This window comes from Nocardia jiangxiensis NBRC 101359, from assembly GCF_000308615.1.
In the GTDB taxonomy this organism is placed as follows: domain Bacteria; phylum Actinomycetota; class Actinomycetes; order Mycobacteriales; family Mycobacteriaceae; genus Nocardia; species Nocardia jiangxiensis.
The window spans coordinates 254414-270762 of the sequence record NZ_BAGB01000047.1; the positions used below are offsets into that span (position 1 = coordinate 254414).

The 16349-nt window shown below is 66.7% G+C and carries 17 protein-coding genes; 3 read left to right on the plus strand and 14 right to left on the minus strand.

Annotation, left to right across the window (positions count from 1 at the left end):
* Positions 1-74: 74 nt before the first annotated feature.
* Together ON40_RS21610 and ON40_RS21615 are read right to left on the minus strand one after the other, a co-directional pair.
* On the minus strand, positions 75-677 hold the full coding sequence (locus ON40_RS21610) for a hypothetical protein (protein ID WP_373281954.1): 603 nt from the start codon (positions 675-677) through the stop codon (positions 75-77).
* A gap of 131 nt (positions 678-808) precedes the next feature.
* The gene (locus ON40_RS21615) at positions 809-1291 is read right to left on the minus strand and encodes a MarR family transcriptional regulator (protein ID WP_245567920.1); all 483 of its coding nucleotides are present in this window, start codon (positions 1289-1291) and stop codon (positions 809-811) included.
* A 291-nt stretch (positions 1292-1582) separates the two neighbouring features.
* Here ON40_RS21615 and ON40_RS21620 point away from each other — a divergent pair, with 291 nt between their 5' ends.
* On the plus strand, positions 1583-2836 hold the full coding sequence (locus ON40_RS21620) for an amidohydrolase family protein (protein ID WP_040825475.1): 1254 nt from the start codon (positions 1583-1585) through the stop codon (positions 2834-2836).
* A 106-nt stretch (positions 2837-2942) separates the two neighbouring features.
* Positions 2943-3344: a DUF427 domain-containing protein gene (locus ON40_RS21625; protein ID WP_040825987.1), complete on the plus strand. Its 402-nt coding sequence runs from the start codon at positions 2943-2945 to the stop codon at positions 3342-3344.
* A 36-nt stretch (positions 3345-3380) separates the two neighbouring features.
* Here the strand turns inward: ON40_RS21625 and ON40_RS21630 are convergent, their stop codons facing one another.
* The 11 genes from ON40_RS21630 to ON40_RS21680 all read right to left on the minus strand — a co-directional run bounded on the left by ON40_RS21630 (position 3381) and on the right by ON40_RS21680 (position 14929).
* The gene (locus ON40_RS21630; protein WP_040825477.1) at positions 3381-4013 is read right to left on the minus strand and encodes an Rv1363c family protein; all 633 of its coding nucleotides are present in this window, start codon (positions 4011-4013) and stop codon (positions 3381-3383) included.
* Positions 4014-4058: 45 nt separating this feature from the next.
* Entirely contained in the window at positions 4059-5315 is a 1257-nt protein-coding gene (locus tag ON40_RS21635) for an MlaD family protein (protein ID WP_040825479.1), read from the minus strand.
* A complete protein-coding gene (locus ON40_RS21640; protein WP_083895847.1) occupies positions 5312-6514 on the minus strand; it encodes an MCE family protein in 1203 nt (400 codons plus the stop codon). The genes ON40_RS21635 and ON40_RS21640 overlap by 4 nt, the downstream gene beginning before the upstream one ends.
* 20 nt (positions 6515-6534) lie before the next feature.
* Positions 6535-7650, minus strand: coding sequence for an MCE family protein (locus tag ON40_RS21645; protein WP_040825483.1), 1116 nt, complete (start codon positions 7648-7650; stop codon positions 6535-6537).
* Positions 7647-8666, minus strand: a complete 1020-nt coding sequence (locus ON40_RS21650; RefSeq protein ID WP_245567921.1) for an MCE family protein — start codon at positions 8664-8666, stop codon at positions 7647-7649. Before ON40_RS21650 ends, ON40_RS21645 begins: the two co-directional genes overlap by 4 nt.
* A 38-nt stretch (positions 8667-8704) precedes the next feature.
* The gene (locus ON40_RS21655; protein WP_040825487.1) at positions 8705-9742 is read right to left on the minus strand and encodes an MlaD family protein; all 1038 of its coding nucleotides are present in this window, start codon (positions 9740-9742) and stop codon (positions 8705-8707) included.
* Positions 9739-11046, minus strand: a complete 1308-nt coding sequence (locus tag ON40_RS21660; RefSeq protein WP_040825489.1) for an MlaD family protein — start codon at positions 11044-11046, stop codon at positions 9739-9741. Before ON40_RS21660 ends, ON40_RS21655 begins: the two co-directional genes overlap by 4 nt.
* Before the next feature lie 3 nt (positions 11047-11049).
* Positions 11050-11904: an ABC transporter permease gene (locus ON40_RS21665; RefSeq protein WP_040825491.1), complete on the minus strand. Its 855-nt coding sequence runs from the start codon at positions 11902-11904 to the stop codon at positions 11050-11052.
* Positions 11904-12746 (minus strand): MlaE family ABC transporter permease, encoded by an 843-nt coding sequence (locus ON40_RS21670; protein ID WP_040825988.1) that lies wholly within the window; start codon positions 12744-12746, stop codon positions 11904-11906. The genes ON40_RS21665 and ON40_RS21670 overlap by 1 nt, the downstream gene beginning before the upstream one ends.
* Positions 12747-13542: 796 nt before the next feature.
* Positions 13543-13737, minus strand: coding sequence for a DUF3046 domain-containing protein (locus ON40_RS21675; protein WP_040825493.1), 195 nt, complete (start codon positions 13735-13737; stop codon positions 13543-13545).
* A 28-nt stretch (positions 13738-13765) separates the two neighbouring features.
* On the minus strand, positions 13766-14929 hold the full coding sequence (locus ON40_RS21680) for a glycosyltransferase (protein WP_174435056.1): 1164 nt from the start codon (positions 14927-14929) through the stop codon (positions 13766-13768).
* A 91-nt stretch (positions 14930-15020) separates the two neighbouring features.
* Here ON40_RS21680 and ON40_RS21685 point away from each other — a divergent pair, with 91 nt between their 5' ends.
* Positions 15021-15605 (plus strand): HD domain-containing protein, encoded by a 585-nt coding sequence (locus tag ON40_RS21685; RefSeq protein WP_245567922.1) that lies wholly within the window; start codon positions 15021-15023, stop codon positions 15603-15605.
* Here the strand turns inward: ON40_RS21685 and ON40_RS21690 are convergent.
* Positions 15590-16300 (minus strand): PIG-L deacetylase family protein, encoded by a 711-nt coding sequence (locus ON40_RS21690; RefSeq protein ID WP_040825990.1) that lies wholly within the window; start codon positions 16298-16300, stop codon positions 15590-15592. The genes ON40_RS21685 and ON40_RS21690 overlap by 16 nt on opposite strands.
* Positions 16301-16349: the final 49 nt, after the last annotated feature.

The following is a 16349-nucleotide window of genomic DNA, read 5'->3' on the forward strand; positions in this document are numbered from 1 at the left end:
GATCCGCGCGGATCCCTCCGAGGTGCGGTATCGCCATTCTCTTTATACGAGAATAACATATCCGCCATGGTGGCTCAGGCGGGCGTGGTCAGATCCGCCCCGCCCCACAGTCCGGTCAGCAGCAGTTCGCCGCAGTGGAACACCTCGACGCCGCCCACCTCGGCCGCCGGTTCACCCGCGGCGGCCAGCGCGGCGCTCTTGAACGCCCGCGCGGCGACACTGAGCCGGTGCTGGGCCAGATCCAGGCGCCCGTCGAGTTCGGCGGGCAGATCCGCACCCCACAGCGCCACCTCGGTACGCCGTTGTTCGAGGGATTCGAGCACACCGCGACGCACCCGGAGATCGTTCGCGATCAACTCCGGCGCGACGGCCACCGCGTGCGGCCAGATGTCGTGCACCGGCGAGGCCAGCGAATCCTCCAGATCCAGCACCGCCGCACCGAGAATCCGCAGCGGGCGCACATCGGTGGTGTCGGCCAGCAGAGCGGTCACCTCCCAGCCCGCCATGGTCCGGTCGTACATCCAGCCGCCGACGTGCCGGACGGCCTCCACGGCATCGGACGCGACGACCGCGAGCCGGTACCGCAGCAGGTGTTTGCGGGAATGCGCCCGCCAGCCGGCGACCGAGTACACCTCGCCGGGGACGCAATCGCGGGGACCGGATTTGTGAGCAACCATGATTTCCATCCTTCGCCGGAGCCGGGGCGGCATCAGGGCGAGAATATCATTCTCCCCATGGAAGCGAGTCGTTCTGACGAGATCCGTGCGAAGGGATCGGCGAGGGCGCGATCCGCGCCGATCCGGACCACTCAGAGCGCGCGGTTGCCCGAAACCTGCGCGGTCGCCTGCGCCAGCGCCGTATTGACCTCCTCGACGAAATCCACCAGCGTCGCCAGACTCTCCTCGTCCTGCGGCAGGGTCTCGTCCAGCGCGGCGAGCTCACCGAACAGCGGGGCGACGGCGACCTCCGCGCGCACCGCCACCAATTCCACCCACACCCTGCGGCGATCCTCCGAATCACGGGTCCGCCGAACGTAACCCGCGCGCTCGAGCCGGTCGACCACGGCGGTGATCGCGCCACCCCGGGCGATGCCGAGCAACTCCGCGAGCCGGCCGGGCGTCAGCCGCCCGCGCATCCACAACAGATTCAGACAGGTCAGATCCGCGACGGTGATACCCAGATCGGCCGCGACCGCGGAGTAGAGCACGACCGTGCGGGTGGCCTGCACCCGCAGGCCCTCGCGTAGCGAATTCAAGGTCTCGGCCCGCGCGCTGTACGTCGTCGTTCGCACGTGTTTCTCCATCCATCCAGCCCCTGCGGGAACTCCGACGAGAACGACACCGATCGAAAACGCCTCCGGCAGCGCACTCGTATAACTTAAATGAGAATATCATTCTCCAAGATGGCAATGGGAGGTTTTGATCGTGGTCCGACACGACTTCGACCACCACCACATCGTCCGGCTCCCCTGGCGGCCGGGAGGGGCGCGAGAGTATCATTCTCTTTGACGGAGATTGTTCATCTCCAAGAGGCAGCCGAGGTCGACCCATACGACATTCCGCACGAACTAGCGAGGAGTCCCGTGAATATCGACGACATGATCCTGGTGAGCATCGACGACCATGTGGTCGAACCGATTCACATGTTCGACGGCCATGTCCCGAAGAAGTGGGCGGATCTGGCCCCGAAGGTGATCGTCGACGAGAAGGGCATCGACCGGTGGGTCTACCGTGACCGCCCGACCGGCGTCACCGGCCTCAACGCCGTGGTCTCCTGGCCCGCCGAGGAGTGGGGCTACGACCCAGCCGGATACGCCGAGATGCGTCCCGGGGTGTACGACGTGCACGAGCGCATCCGCGATATGAACGCCAACGGCATCCTGGCCTCGATGTGCTTCCCGACCTTCGCCGGGTTCAGCGCCGGGCATCTGGCCTACTTCAAGGACGAGATCACCGTCGCGATGATCCAGGCGTACAACGACTGGCACATCGAGGACTGGGCCGGGGCGTACCCGGGACGGTTCATCCCGCTGTCGATCCTGCCGCTGTGGGATCCGAAGCTGGCCGTCGCGGAGATCGAGCGGGTGGCCGAGAAGGGCTGCCACTCGGTGTCCATGCCCGAGTTGCCGCATCTGGACGGCCTGCCCAGCTACCACGACATCGAGTACTGGGGCCCGGTGTTCCAGGCGCTGTCCGATCACGGCACCGTGATGAATCTGCATATCGGACAAGGCTTCCGGGTGCTGAACCTGGCGCCCAACGCGCCGATCGACAATCTGATGGTGCTCGCGCCCAGCGTCTCGCTGATCGCCGCCCAGGACCTGCTGTGGGGCCCGGCGTTCCGCAGCTACCCGGGCCTGAAGGTCTCCTTCTCCGAGGGCGGCGTGGGCTGGATTCCGTTCTTCCTGGACCGCTCGGACCGGCACTACACCAACCAGCGCTGGCTGCGCCGCGACTTCGGCGGCAAGCTGCCCAGCGAGGTGTTCCGGGAGCACACCGTCGCCTGCTACGTCACCGACAAGACCTCGCTGAAGTTGCGGCACGAGATCGGCATCGACAACATCGCCTGGGAGTGCGACTACCCGCACTCGGATTCGATCTGGCCCAACGCGCCCGAATTCGTGCTGGACGAATTGCAGGCCGTCGACGCCGACGACTCCGATATCGACAAGATCACCTGGCAGAACGCCTGCCGCTTCCTGAACTGGGATCCGTTCGCGCACATCCCGAAGGAGCAGGCGAGCGTCGGCGCGCTGCGCGCCCAGGCCAAGGATGTGGACACCTCCACCACCTCCCGCAAGGAGTACGCCGCGGCCTACGCCCAGCGGGTCGGCTGATCGCACATCTATCGTGAACCCGGTACCGGACAACGCTCCGGTGCCGGGTTCACGCGTTGTCCCGGTGCCGCCCGGCGCCGCGCCCGACCAGGAGAAAGGCAGGATCATGAAGCCGTCGGGGTATGTCGACTGGCCGGACTACCGAGTGGACGTGCAGCGGGTCCGCAATCTGATCCGGGTGACCGCCGGGGATCGGGTCCTGGCCGAGACGAGCGCGGGTCTGCTCGTCGCGGAACAGGATCACGGCATCGCGTTCTACCTGCCCCGGGCCGATGTCCGTTTCGATCTGCTCGTCCCCAACGAGACAACCAGCCGCTGCCCGTTCAAGGGCACCGCGCGGTACTGGCGCGCGAGCGACGGCGCGGAACCGATCGCCTGGGAATACGCCGAACCGTATCCGGAGGTCGCGCTGCTGCGCGGGCACATCGCCTTCTATCAGGACCGGGTGCGGGTGGAGGTGGGCGTCGCGACGCCCGCGGTCAGCGCGCCCTACGCGAAAAGCCGCTGACCGCAGCCATTTCCGGCCGCGGTCACGCGCATCGCCTCAGGGCAGGTCCACCTTGCTGGCCAGCCAGCGCCCGCCGACCCGATCCATGGTCATCAGGATGCGGTTTCGGTCGACGCGGGGGTCCGGATTGGTCACGTTGGTGATCTGGGCGTCGACGAACAGCATCACCACGACGTGATCGGACGAGGCGGACTGCACGCTCGCGGCCACCACATTCCCCTTGCTGACCGACTTCGCCTGCAACAGAAGCGGTTTGAGCTGGGTGGCGGACTGGCTGTACATATCCTTGAACTGCCCGGTCGCCCCGTTCAGCACGGTCGAGAAATCGGCGTCGATGTGTGCCGAATCGATACTGGTCAGCGCGACGGCGTAATCCTTCGCCGCGGCCATCGCGGCCTGCCCGGCCGCCTCGTCGTCGTTGCGCGCCTTCAGTTTCCACCCGAACACCGCCGCGAGGACGACCGCGACGATCAGCAGGAACAACAGCACCGCGGTGACCGGCCGGGGTACGAATCGCCGCCACCGGGATTCCGCGACCACCGTCCCATCGCCGACAGCCGACTTCTCCACCGCAGCCTCTTCGGCCGCATCCTCCGACTCCCCCACGGCCGCAGTTTCTTTCGCAGCCCGCGACTCGTCCGGTGTCACCACCGCGGTCTGGTCGTTCATTCGTATCTCCAATCGTCGAGCCTCGTGCGATCACCGCGGCGCATGTCAACCGTGCGCGTGCACGCCGCCGTACGGGGCCGGAATCGACAGTGGTCCGGTCGGGGTCGGATCCGCCCGCTGCAGCGGATTCGAGCCGGGAGGTGCGGTGGCGGTGTTGTCGCCCGGCGGACGGGGCGCATTCGCCGCGCCGCGAACCAGATTCGGGGCCGGGCTCGTACACCGCACGTTCAGATACGGTTCGGGCGTGTTCGGCACCGACCCCGGCAGACGCGGCACGTTGTAATCGCAGGCGGTCCGGGGATAGACGCTCACCTCGGCCCAGACCCCGCCGTCGTGGAAGGCCGAGGAGATGGCGTCGAGTGCGGACCCGGCGCGCTGCTGCGGCCAGAAGAACTCGTTCAACGCCGGAATGTGCAGATAGGCCATCTGCGACGTGGTCGTCAGATTCCCCAGCAGCTGCACCATGGTCGGCGAGTTGTCGGCGATGATCTGATCGAGCGCGGTCGTCATCCCCGGCACGGTGTTCACCATCGTCCGGTAGCCGCCGGTCATCGAGCCGACGCCAGCCATGATCTCGGCGAGATTGCGCGACGTCGCCCGCAGTCCGGGACTCACCTGACTCATCGTGGTCAGCACCGTCTTGCTGTTGTGCAGCAGCGAAACCGTCTGCGGCAGCACCGAATCCAGCGTCGAGAGCATGAACATGCCGCCGTCCAGGATGGCCGAGAGCTTCTCCGGCCCCTGCGGCCCCACCCCGAGTTCGTTCTCGATGGCCTTCAGTTTCGCCGGATCCAGCTGTTGCAGTGGACCGTTGAGATGGTCGAGCAGGGTCGCCAGCGGAACCGGAGTCGAAGTCCGATCCGGGGAGACCACCGCGCCGTCGGTCAGATAGGGCCCTTTGTCGGTGGTGGGCAGGAAGTCCAGATACTGCTCCCCCGCGGCCGACAGGGCCGCGACCCGCACGTCACCGCCCACCGGAATGTGCACCCCGTCATCGATGTCGGCGATCGCGACGACCTTGTCGCCGTCCACACTCACCGACTGCACGCGACCGACCGGCACACCCCGCAGCGTCACATCCTGATTGGGCAGCAGCCCACCGGACTGGGCCAGCTGGACCCGCACGTGGTACTGCGAATGCAACGGATCGATCTTCAACGAACCCAGCAGCAGATAGCCCGCACCGACCACGAACACCAGCGCCAGGCCCACCATCGAGGTCAGCAGCCGGTGACGCGTGAGCTGACGCGCGCCGAACACCAGAACTCGTGCGGGCGGTTCGAACACCGCGGAGATACTCATCGTCCCGGTCCCGTCACTCGTCCCGGTCCCGTCACTCGTCCCGGTACCGGCAGTGGCAGTGGCCCCGGCGCAGCCGCCGGTCCCGGTGCAGTCGGCGCCCCTGGCACCGTCACCCGGTCCTTCAATCTGTTCAGGGTGTACTCCAGCGATCCCACGAAATTCGTCCAATCGGTGGGTGTCGGCGCGGTGGCGCCGGGATCGCCCGGATATCCGGGATCCGCTCCCGCGCCCACGGCCAGGCGGGCGATGTCGACGTTCACGTGCGCGGACTGTGCGTCGGTCACCTTCACCACGATGGGCAGGATCCCGATCAGCGGATCGAGATCCGCCCTCGGATTGTTAGCCGCGGCATTCATATTGGCGGCCAGCTCGTTGACCGACTTGATCAGGCTCAGATCGTTGGCGCCCTGCACCGAGGGATACCGCGAGAGCTGCTGACTGATCCGGTTCAGCTGACCGATCAGGTCGACGATCTGCTGGGTGTTGTCGCCGATGACCTGGATCGCCGGTCCGGCCGCGGCCACCGCGTTGTCGACATCGGGCCGGTGCGCGGCCAGCGTCGCGCTCAAATCCTTTGTGGTGGCCAGGATCCGGCGTATCTGATCGGTGCGGGCCAGCAGGCTGTCCACCAGCTGACGGGTCTGCTGGATCATGGTGGCCAGGCGATCCCCGCGCCCGCCGACCGCCTCGCCGAGACTGTTCGCCAGGGTGGTGACGTTCTCGATCGCGCCGCCGTTCACCAGCAGGGCGGCGCGGGTGAGCACCTCCTCGATGGTGGCGGCAGCCGCGGTGGACTGTTCGGGAATGCTCGCGCCGTCGGCCAATCGCGGGGCGTCCGGGTCCGGATGCGCGGGCGGGGTCAACGCGACGAAGACATCGCCCATCGGTGTGGCGGAACGCAATTCGGCCGAAGTGCCCGTCGGCAGCAGCACCCCGGACTTGATCCGCATATGCACCACGGCGGTGTAATTCTTCGCCTGCATCGACTCGACCTCACCGATATCCGCACCGTTGAGCCGGACCTTCGCCTTGGTCGGCAGATTGAGCGCATTGGCGAATGTCGCTGTCAGCGAATACGAATCAGCGCCCACGCCCGGGGCGGGCAGCGGGATCTTGTCCAGGCTCACCGAACACGCGGTGGTCGACAGCGCCACCGCCGCGGCGAGGGCGGCGACGCGTCGTCTCGGTCCGAATGTCATCATTTCCTCGGTATCCCTTGCTATTTCGCCGGGGCTCCCGCCATCGCGGCGAGCATCTGGCCGATACCGAAGTCCGGCCCCATATCGCGCATCGAGCCGGTCGCACAGCCCAGATTGTGCAGTTGCAGTAGGTTGCAGACCTCCTTGACCATCTGGCCGTCCAGCAGGAATTTGTCCAAGCCGACGGTGCCGCGCAACGCGCCGTTCTTGGTGTCCAGGGCGTTGTAGACGTTGTCGGTGACCATCGGGAAGATGTCCAGGAACTCGGCCAGGTTGTCGTTGTAGTCGGCCATCGACTTGGTGACGGTGTTGGTATCGGTCGCCAGGCCGTGCAGATTGTCCCGGTTGCGCTGCAGCAGATCGGTGACCTGGACCAGGATCTCGTTCAGCTTCTTACCGGTGTCCCCGTTGCCCAGGTTCTGATCGGCGAGGATTGCGCTGAGTTGGTCCACGCCCGAACCGAATTGGCGGATCTGCTGATCGTTGCGCGACGCGGCGGAGGTCAGCACGTCCAGGTTGCGCACGATCGTGGTCACCGCATCCTTGGTCGCGGCGCCGTTGTCCGAACCCAGTCGCAGCGCGCGGGACAACTCGGTCATCGCGTCCCGCATCTGTTTGCCGTTGCCGGTGGCGATCTGCGAGCTGACATCGAGCAGACCCGCGACCGGGCCGTTGCCCTTACCGTCCCCGCCCAGCGACTGGGACAGCCTGTCGGCCATGGACAGCAGACTGTCGAACTCGACGGGCGTGCGGGTGCGGTCGGTGCTCAGCACGGCGTTATCCTGCATGGTCGGGCCGCTGTGGTAGACGGGTGTGAATTCCACGTGCCGGTCGGTGAGCAGTGAATCCGAGACCGTGACCGCCATCGCGTCGGCCGGGATCCTGACCCACCTGTCCACCTTCATGGTCACATCGACGTGCGTCGGATGCGGGGTGACCGAGACGACCTTGCCGACCTTCATCCCCAGCACCGCAACGGTATTGCCGTTGTACAGACCGTTCGCGGAGGCGAATTGCGCGGTGACGGTGATCGAGGAATCGACCAGACCGCCGACCGGCCCGCTCGAGCAGCCGGCCACCGCGGCACCGGCGATCACGACGACAAGCAGCTTCAACGCGCGACTCAGGGAACTCATCTGCAGTCCTCGAGGTACGGGGGTCGATTCACCTTCTGGGCGTATCCGCTCAGCGCGCACATGAACGAGTCGATGAACGCGCCGTCGGGGCCGTTGCCCACCAATTCCTGGCCGGTTCCGGTGGCATTGGCGAACAGCCGCCACGGCACCGGGAGGATCTGCAGCAGATTGCGCAGCAGATCGTCGTGACCGGCCAGCATTCCGGTCATCTGCCGCAGATTGGTGAGCAGTTGCTGTATTTCGGCGCGGTCGCCCGCCGCGATCGGCTCGAGCTGCTGGATCAGCGTGGTGGTGGCATTGAGCAGATTCACCACCGCCGCCTGCCGGGAGATGATCTGCGACAACACATCCCGGCCCTGACCGATCAGCTGCGCGAGTTCGGCCTTCTGCTGCACCAGCACGTCGGTCACCTGCTGGGTGCTGGTCAGCAGTGAACCCAGCTGATTGCGCCGGTCCGCGATGACGGTCGCCAGGTCCTTGACGTTCTGCAGCACCTCGGGCACCAGTTTCGGCGTCCCCTGCAACTGGGTGCTCAGATCCTGCATGGAACTGGCGATCCGGTCGGCATCGATACCGCCGAAGGTGGTCGTGGCGTTCGCCAGCGCGGTCTGTAGATCGTAGGGAACTTCGGTGTCGGACAACGGAATGACGTTGTCGTGCAGATGCCCCTGCCCCGCGGGCCGCAATTCGACGTAGCGCGATCCCAGCAGCGTGGTCAGTTTGATCGCGGCCTTGGTGTCCTTGCCCAGCGGCAGATCCCGATGCAGTTTCATGGTGAGCACGACGTGGTCGCCGTCGAGCCGGGTGCCGGTGACCGTGCCGACCTGGATACCGGCCAGCGTCACCGCGTCACCGGCCGAAACGCCAGCCGCCTGAGCGAAATTAGCGGTGTAGGTCTCATCGCCCAGATGTAGCGAGTTCACGAAGACCGTGACGCCGACGACGACCGCGAGCACGACCATCGCGGCAATGCCGATGCGCAGTTTGCCGTACTCCTCGAGCGGACGTCCGCGCATCCGCTGCCACATTTGCCTGAGTCGTCTCACCATAATCCCTATCGACAGATCGCCGAATTCTCGACCTTGCCACTCGGCGTCGTCGCCCCGAGGATCGCCGACATCAGCGGATCGATTCCGGGAACGGCGCTCACTTGCACATTGCAGACGTACGCGTTGAGGTAGGCACCGGTATTGGTGATGCGGGACAGGCCCTTCAGCATGAAGGGCAGGTTGAATCCCAGATACGCGAACTTCTGTTTGTTGGTGATGAAATGTTGCGCGAATCCCGGCTGGCGGACGACGAAGTCGTTCATCGCCGGCGCCGAGCCGCGCACCACGGCCGCCGCCCGGCCCACCACGGCCGAGATCGAACTGACCTGCCCGAACAGCGCGTCGCGATCCTGCGACAGGCCGTCGAAGATCCGCCGCGTCTGCTGGACGACCGTCTGCAGATTGCCGCTCTGCTTCGCCAGATCCGACATCACCCCGGCGAGATTGTCGATGATCTGCCCGAGGATCTGGTCCGGACCCGAAAAAGCTTGTGCCAGTGCGGAAGTCTGGGTGATCAGCGAGGTGATCGCGCCGTTGTCACCCTGCAGCGCCCGGACCACCGCCTGGGTGATGTTGTCCACCTGCTGCGGGTCGAGCACGCTGAACAGCGGCTCGAATCCGTTGAGCAGCTTGGAGATGTCGAAGGAGGGCTCGGTGTGCGCGAGCGGAATCTGCCCGCCCGGCGCCAGCACCTTCGGGTCGCCGTAATTGCCCAGCGACAGACCGACATAGCGCTGCCCGATGAGGTTCTGGTACGTGATCGATGCGGAGGTGTTGCCGTACAGCACCTGGTCGTGCTGCACCTCGAAACTCACCTTCGCGTTCACCCCGTCGAGTTCGACCGCCTTGACGCGGCCGACCCGCACACCCGCCATCCGCACGTCATCGCCCGAATGCAGTCCGGACACGTCGGTGAACAACGCCGAGTAGGTGTCGGTGCGCCCACTCACGCTGCGCGCCAACGTGATATAGACCGTCCAGGTCAGCAGGATCGAGACGGTCAGGAACAGGATCAGGCCGATCAGCGGTTTGCGGTAGCTCATCGATGCGCTCCTGACGGGTCGGCGGGCTGCGTATCCGCGGCCGGGGCGACGGTCACCGCGTTGTCCCGCAGCAGCGGGCCGACGATCAGATCCGTTGCGACATTGGGCTTTCCGCCCAGGATCGAAGCGATCTGCTGCTGTTCGCGCGCACTGCCGACATCACCGACGTTGCCGCCGGTATAGCTCGCCGGTGCGGTGTGCGGGGCGACGATGGTGGGCCCGCCGGCCGGGCCGGTGGCGCAGCTCGGGCCCACCAGATTGCCGTATCGCGGGCAGTCCGCGCGGGTGTACTGCTTGTGCGGAGTGAGTTCGATGATGACCTTCGCGGTCATGTTCTGTACGTCGGGATGCCACAGGGTACGGAATTTGCTCGACAGGATCGTCTCCGAGGTCGTCATCTGCATGAAATTCGCACTGCCCCTTGCCAGTACATCCAGCACCGGGGAGAACTTGCCGGTCAGGCCGGTGATGGTTCCGGTGTTGTGCTCGAGTGCCGCGGCGACCGTCCCGGTGGTGGTCAGGCCGCCGCTGAGCAAGGCGGTCAACTGATCTCGCTGTTCGGCGACGGTGCGCAGCGGGCCCACCGCATTGTGTACCGCGCTGAGCAGATCCGGCGCCGAATCGCGCAGTCCGGTCAGCGCGGCGGCGAGGGTGTCGATCGTCGAGGGCGTGCCGTCCGGAGCCATGACTCCGTTGAGCGCCTGGGCGATTCGGGTCAGATCGGCGCCGGCCTGCGCGGCCTTGGCGCCGTGTCCGGCGGTGGCCTGTTCGACGGTGGTCAGGATGCCCAGCACCGGATCGGACTCGGAACGTCCGGCGGCGGCGACGATCTTGTCCAGGGCGGTCAGCGAGGTCTGCAACCGCACCGTCGCCAGGCTCCGGTCCTCGGCGATGTGCGCGCCCGAGGCCAGCGACCGGCCCTGACCGTTGTAGACCAGTTGCACCGAGGGCACCGCGAACACGTTGCTGGGCACCACGCGCGCGGTCACCGTACCGGGAATTCCGGAGGAGTACTGCGGCAGCAGGGAGATGTGCACGTGGTTCGGCCCGCCGTCGGTGGCCGGGGTGACGCTGTCCACCATGCCGACCAGCACGCCCTCGTACTTCACATCGGATTTCGCGGGCAGGCCGTCGCCGACGTTGACCAGGTCGGCAGTGACCTGCACGGTCTTGTCGAACACGCCCTGGGATCGGGCGATCATCGCGACCCCGATCAACGCGAGCACGATGAGGAATCCCAGCCCGCGCAGGAACAATTTCCAGTTGGGCAGAACCTTGCCGTCGGATTCGAATGCAATGGACATCGGCTACCCGCTGATTCTCGCGCCGGAGTTGAACCCCCACAGCGTCAGTGTCAACATCAGATCCACGAAGATCATCACGGTGATGCTCGCGCGCATCGCCCGCCCGGCCGCCACCCCGACGCCCTGCGGGCCGCCCGAGGCGTAGAAGCCGAAATAGCATTGAATGGTCGTGGTGGTGATGACGAAGACGATCGCCTTCACCAGGGAATAAATTATGTCCGATCCGCTGAGTACCAGTCGGAAATAATGTTCGTAGGTGCCCGGCGACTGCCCGCCCGCCACCCCGACGACGATTTCCACGCCCAGATAGCTGACCGCCAGACAGGCCAGATACAGCGGAATCATCGCGACGATCGAGGCCAGCATCCGGGTGGTGACCAGATACGGGATCGGGCGGATCGCGATCGCGTCCAGCGCATCGATCTCCTCGGCGATCCGCATGGATCCCAGCTGCGCGGTGAATCGGCAGCCCGCCTGGGCCGCGAAGGCGATCGAGGCCATGATCGGCGCGAGTTCGCGGGTCGCCACCGTCGAGGCGATCATGCCCGTCGCGGGGGCCATACCCAGCAGTTTCAGCGCACTGAACCCCTCGATGCCGACCACGACTCCGGCCGCCGCGCCGAGGACCAGGATCACCTGCGCGGTGCCGCCGCCGACCACGATGGAGCCGTTACCCCAGGTCACATTCGACAGAATCTTCAGGAATTCGTTCCGATAGTGTCGCAGCACCACGGGAATTCCACCGATCATCCGGAAGAAGAATGTGGCCATATAACCCAGTCGCATGACCGGGGCCGAGGCCGCGTTGCCGGCGACCGCCACCGTTTTCGTGCCCGGGAAATAATATCGTGATGCCATCAGAGCGTCGTCCTCGGAAACAGCAGGGTGTACAGCTCGGTGAATCCGGCGTTCACGATCATCAGCAGCACGATGGAGGCGACCACCGCCGCGTTGACCGAATTGGCCACACCGCCCGGTCCACCTTTGGTGCTCAATCCCTTCTGGCACGAGACGATCGTGACGATCACCCCGAAGGTGATGGCCTTGACCATCGCCAGATACAGATCACCGATGGTGGCGAAGGAGGAGAACGTCGCCAGATAACTTCCCGGAACGCCATTCTGGGCATAGACGTTGAACAGATATCCGCCGAGGAATCCGACGAAGCAGCTCAAGCCGGTCAGCCCCATCGCGACCAGGATCCCGGCCGCCAACCGGGGCACCACCAGCATCCGTAGCGCCGAGACGCCCATGACCTCCATGGCGTCGATCTCCTCGCGGATCGTGCGCGCGCCCAGGTCGGAGCAGATCGCCGAGCCGACCGCGGCCGCCAGCAGAATCGCCGTGACCAGCGGGGCGACCTGACGAATCACCGCGAGGCCGCCCGCGGCGCCGGCCAGCGACGTCGCGCCGACCTGTCCGGCCAGCAGACCGAACTGGATCGACATGGTGGCGCTGATCGGCAGGGCCACCGCGACGGTCGGCACATAGGCGGTCTTGGCCATGAACGTGGCCTGCTGCACGAACTCCCGGAACGGGAACTGTCCGGTGACGATGTCGGTGCACAGGTACCGGATGGCCTGAACAGCGAGAATGACTTGTCCGCCAACGGTTTCCAGCGAGGCGAGCGGGTGGCGGCGCAGATATCCACCCATCCACTGCTTGACCTCACCGACCGCCGACGGTCCGGCTGCATCCATTCCGGCCGCTGGTGCGCTCATCACGGCCTCGCTTCACTCGCATCGGGTTCGGCACTGTCGGTCATCGATTCCTCCCTGATCCGGCGTACTTCCATGCCGCAACCGCGAGTTGCGCGACCGACGCAGCATGCCGAGCGCTCGGGCTGTACGAGGGCTGTGTACTCACCCGGCATCGGTGAGGCGGATCCGTCAGGGTGTTGCCCCGGCATCCTGCCTCCTCCTGGGGTAGGAAGCGCCATTCTCCTCAAAGGAGAATGTTACCTCCGTAACACAGTTACTGTAGCAACATTCCGCCCCGGGCAACACCCTCGACATTCATCCGGCAACCCCCGACCAACGCCCCAGCGTGCACATCCAGTACCAAACATGCACGTTCGGCAGTTCGGACAAGTGACGAGAGTAGCATTTCCGTCTGACGGAAGCTCCGTTTTCACCTGATCTCGACCAAGTCGGCGAGCAGTGCCGATCAGACCTCGGCAACACCTCGGCTGCCCCTGATCTGCTCACTCGGGACCGGTTCGAACCATCGGCCGGACCCGCCCGCCGACACCGGAATCGATCGGCATGTCAGCCGGGCACGCGGCACCCGGCACGGCATCTCACCCGACAACCGACGAGACCCGAACAATGTCCAATGCACATAACCGACCGCGGCGCAGACGGGTGGATCCGCCGATGATGATCCACCCCGAAGTCGCCACGCATCGGGCTATTGGTCAAACCCGCACAGCAGCACGGCCGGTCGGCGCGCTCGCCGTACCGTCCGGACCGGACATCCCGGTCAGCGCACCGATTCCTACCAGCGGGGCCGCGGAACGTCGAATTCGCGGCACAGCTCGCGCCAGACATCGCGCGGATCGACGCCGTCCTCGATGGCCTGGGCGCCGGTGCGGCCACCCATGGCGGGTAGCACATGATCGGATAGCAGGACGTCGCCGCGGGACACCCCGAATTCGGTATGCAACAGTTCCTGGAATTCCGTCAACCGCACGGTGCCGAGGCTACAGGTCCCGCGCGGCTCAATGGGAACTGGCGCGGTCCAGGACGCGATGGCAGATCTCCACCGGATCGGCGACCTCGGCAGCGCTCGCGGCGGCGGCCCGCGCGGCGGCGGTGAAGGACGGCTCCGCGAGCACCGTGCGCACCGCGGCGCGCACGGATTCGGCGGTGAAGGGCCGAACCAGCATCGAACTACCCTGGCGCACAGCGCGATTGGCGAGTTCCCACTGATCTCCGCCGCCCGGGACAGTCACGATCGGCACACCGGCCAGCAGTGATTTCGCCAGCAGCCCGTGTCCGCCGCCGCCGACCACGACCGATGCGTGCCGCAGCAACTCGTCCTGACGGCCCAGTCCCGCGGTCGCCCACGGCGGCAGATCCGCGGGCGGCGTGTCCAGCGTCGACACCGCAACCCGCACACCGGCCCCGGCCAGCGCATCGAGCAGGGTCTGCGCCATCCCGGACACACCCGTGTGCGCGGTCGAGGGGGCGACCACGACCAGCGGATCGTCCCCGGGCGGCAACGCCAGCACCTCCTCGGTCGGCTCCCACAGCAGCGGGCCGATCACCTGCGCGTCGCTCGGCCAGTCCGGCCGCGGCAGCTCGAGCGCGGGCAGGGTGGCGACCAGCCGGGCGGCCGGGCCCGGATCCTGTTCGGGCAGACCGACACTCGCGCGAGCGGCCGCGCGCTGGCGTTCACCGCGGGCGATCGCCCGCCCGGTCATACCGCGCAGCACCGCATCCCGCGCGCGCCCACGCAACCCCTCCCCCGGCGCCAGCCCACTTCCGATGGGCGGCAACGCTTTCGACGGCAGATACAGCGGATGCGGCGACAGCTCCACCCACGGCACCCCGATCCGTTCGGCGGCCATCCCGCCGCCGACGGTGAGTACATCGGCGATCACCAGCTCCGGCAGCATCGCCCCGAGTTCGGGCAGGATCTCGGTGGAGATGTGCGCGGCGCGTTCGTGAATGCGCTGCCCGGCATCGAGATCGTCGTCCTGCGGGCGCGGCGCCAACCCCTTCAGCCGCCGCACGCCGATCCCCGTCGCCCGCGCCGCGTCGAGCCAGCGCGGACCGGTGAACAGCACCGGCTCGTCCCCCGCCGCCAGCAACCGCAGACACAGGGCGATCGCCGGAAACGCATGCCCCGGATCCGGTCCCGCGACCACAGCAACTCGCATCCGCCCAGCCTGCCACATCGCCCCGACAGGCGTGGGCCGGGCCGTAGGCACGCGCTGGTTACCATCACGGCACCGACGCGAGGAGGAAGCCGTGAGCGAGCAGACCGATCAGCGCGAGGCGCGGGGCGTACCCGGCACCGTGGACGAGCTGATGTCGCTGCTCGCAACCTGCGCCGACGTCTGGGACATGCCCGATCGCAGCGGCGATCCGGTCGACATCCTCGATCACGACCGGCAGTGCGCCGAACTGCTGCGCCGCTATCACCCCGAAGACGAGGAGCTCCAGATCGCGGGGCTGGTGCACGATATCGGCCATCTGCTCGCCCCCGGTGACGACGCCGGGCACGGCCGCACCGGCGCGGCCGCGGTGCGCGAGCTGCTCGGCGCGCGGGTGGCGCGGCTGGTCGAACTGCACGTCGTCGCAAAACGCTATCTGGCGGCGACGGATTCGCAGCACACGGCCGGGCTGTCCGCATCGAGCAAGCGCACCCTCGTCACTCAGGGCGGCCCGATGACCAAGGCCGAGGCCGCCGCATTCGAAGCCGATCCGGAGTTCGCGGCCGCGCTGGCCCTGCGCCGGGCCGATGATTCGGGCAAGGTCGTCGGGCTCGCGGTGGCACCGTTGGAATCCTGGCGGCCGGTGATCGAACGGGTCGCGGCTCAGCCGCGGCCGTAGAACAACTCGAATCCGACGGCCCGCTCGGCCGGAAAACCGTCGATCGGTGCGGTGGCTTCCTCGATGATCGCCCGCGCCTGCTCGGGAACCGACACCCGGCCCAGCGCCGCGAGGTAACGGCCGTGCGCCAGAATGGATTCCGTCGCCGCCTTGATCGAATCGGTGACGTCGACAGCATGGGTGACGACCGATCCGGTCACCGCCGCCCACCGGGCCGTCCAGATCGGCAGCCCGCTCAGCTCCGGAAAGATCCATTCGTTGGCCGCATCGGCGATCGCATCCAATGCGGCCCGCCCCACCGCGCGGTGATCGGCACTGTTGGCGCGGCCGGGCGCCCAGGTGTCGTGGAAGTTGAACAGTACGACCATCTCCGGACGATGGCGGCGAATCGCCCGCGCCAGATCCCGCCGCAGCGCCAGGCCGTCCTCGATCCTGCCGTCCGGGTAGCTGAGGAATTCCACGTCCTGCACGCCGACCGCCTTGGCGGCGGCGATCTGTTCCCGCTCGCGCAGCGGCCCGGTCTGTCCCGGAGGCAATCCGGCGATACCGGCCTCACCGCGACTGGCAAGCACATAGCGAATGCGCTTGCCCTGCATCGTCCATCGGTGCACCGCGGCCGAAGCCTCGTACTCGATGTCGCCGGGATGCGCGACGATGACGAGTCCGGTCTGCCAGTCCTCGGGTACCTGATCCATGAATCCCATTGAATCACCGCACATGCGAACGGGCCGCCCGGAACCGAAT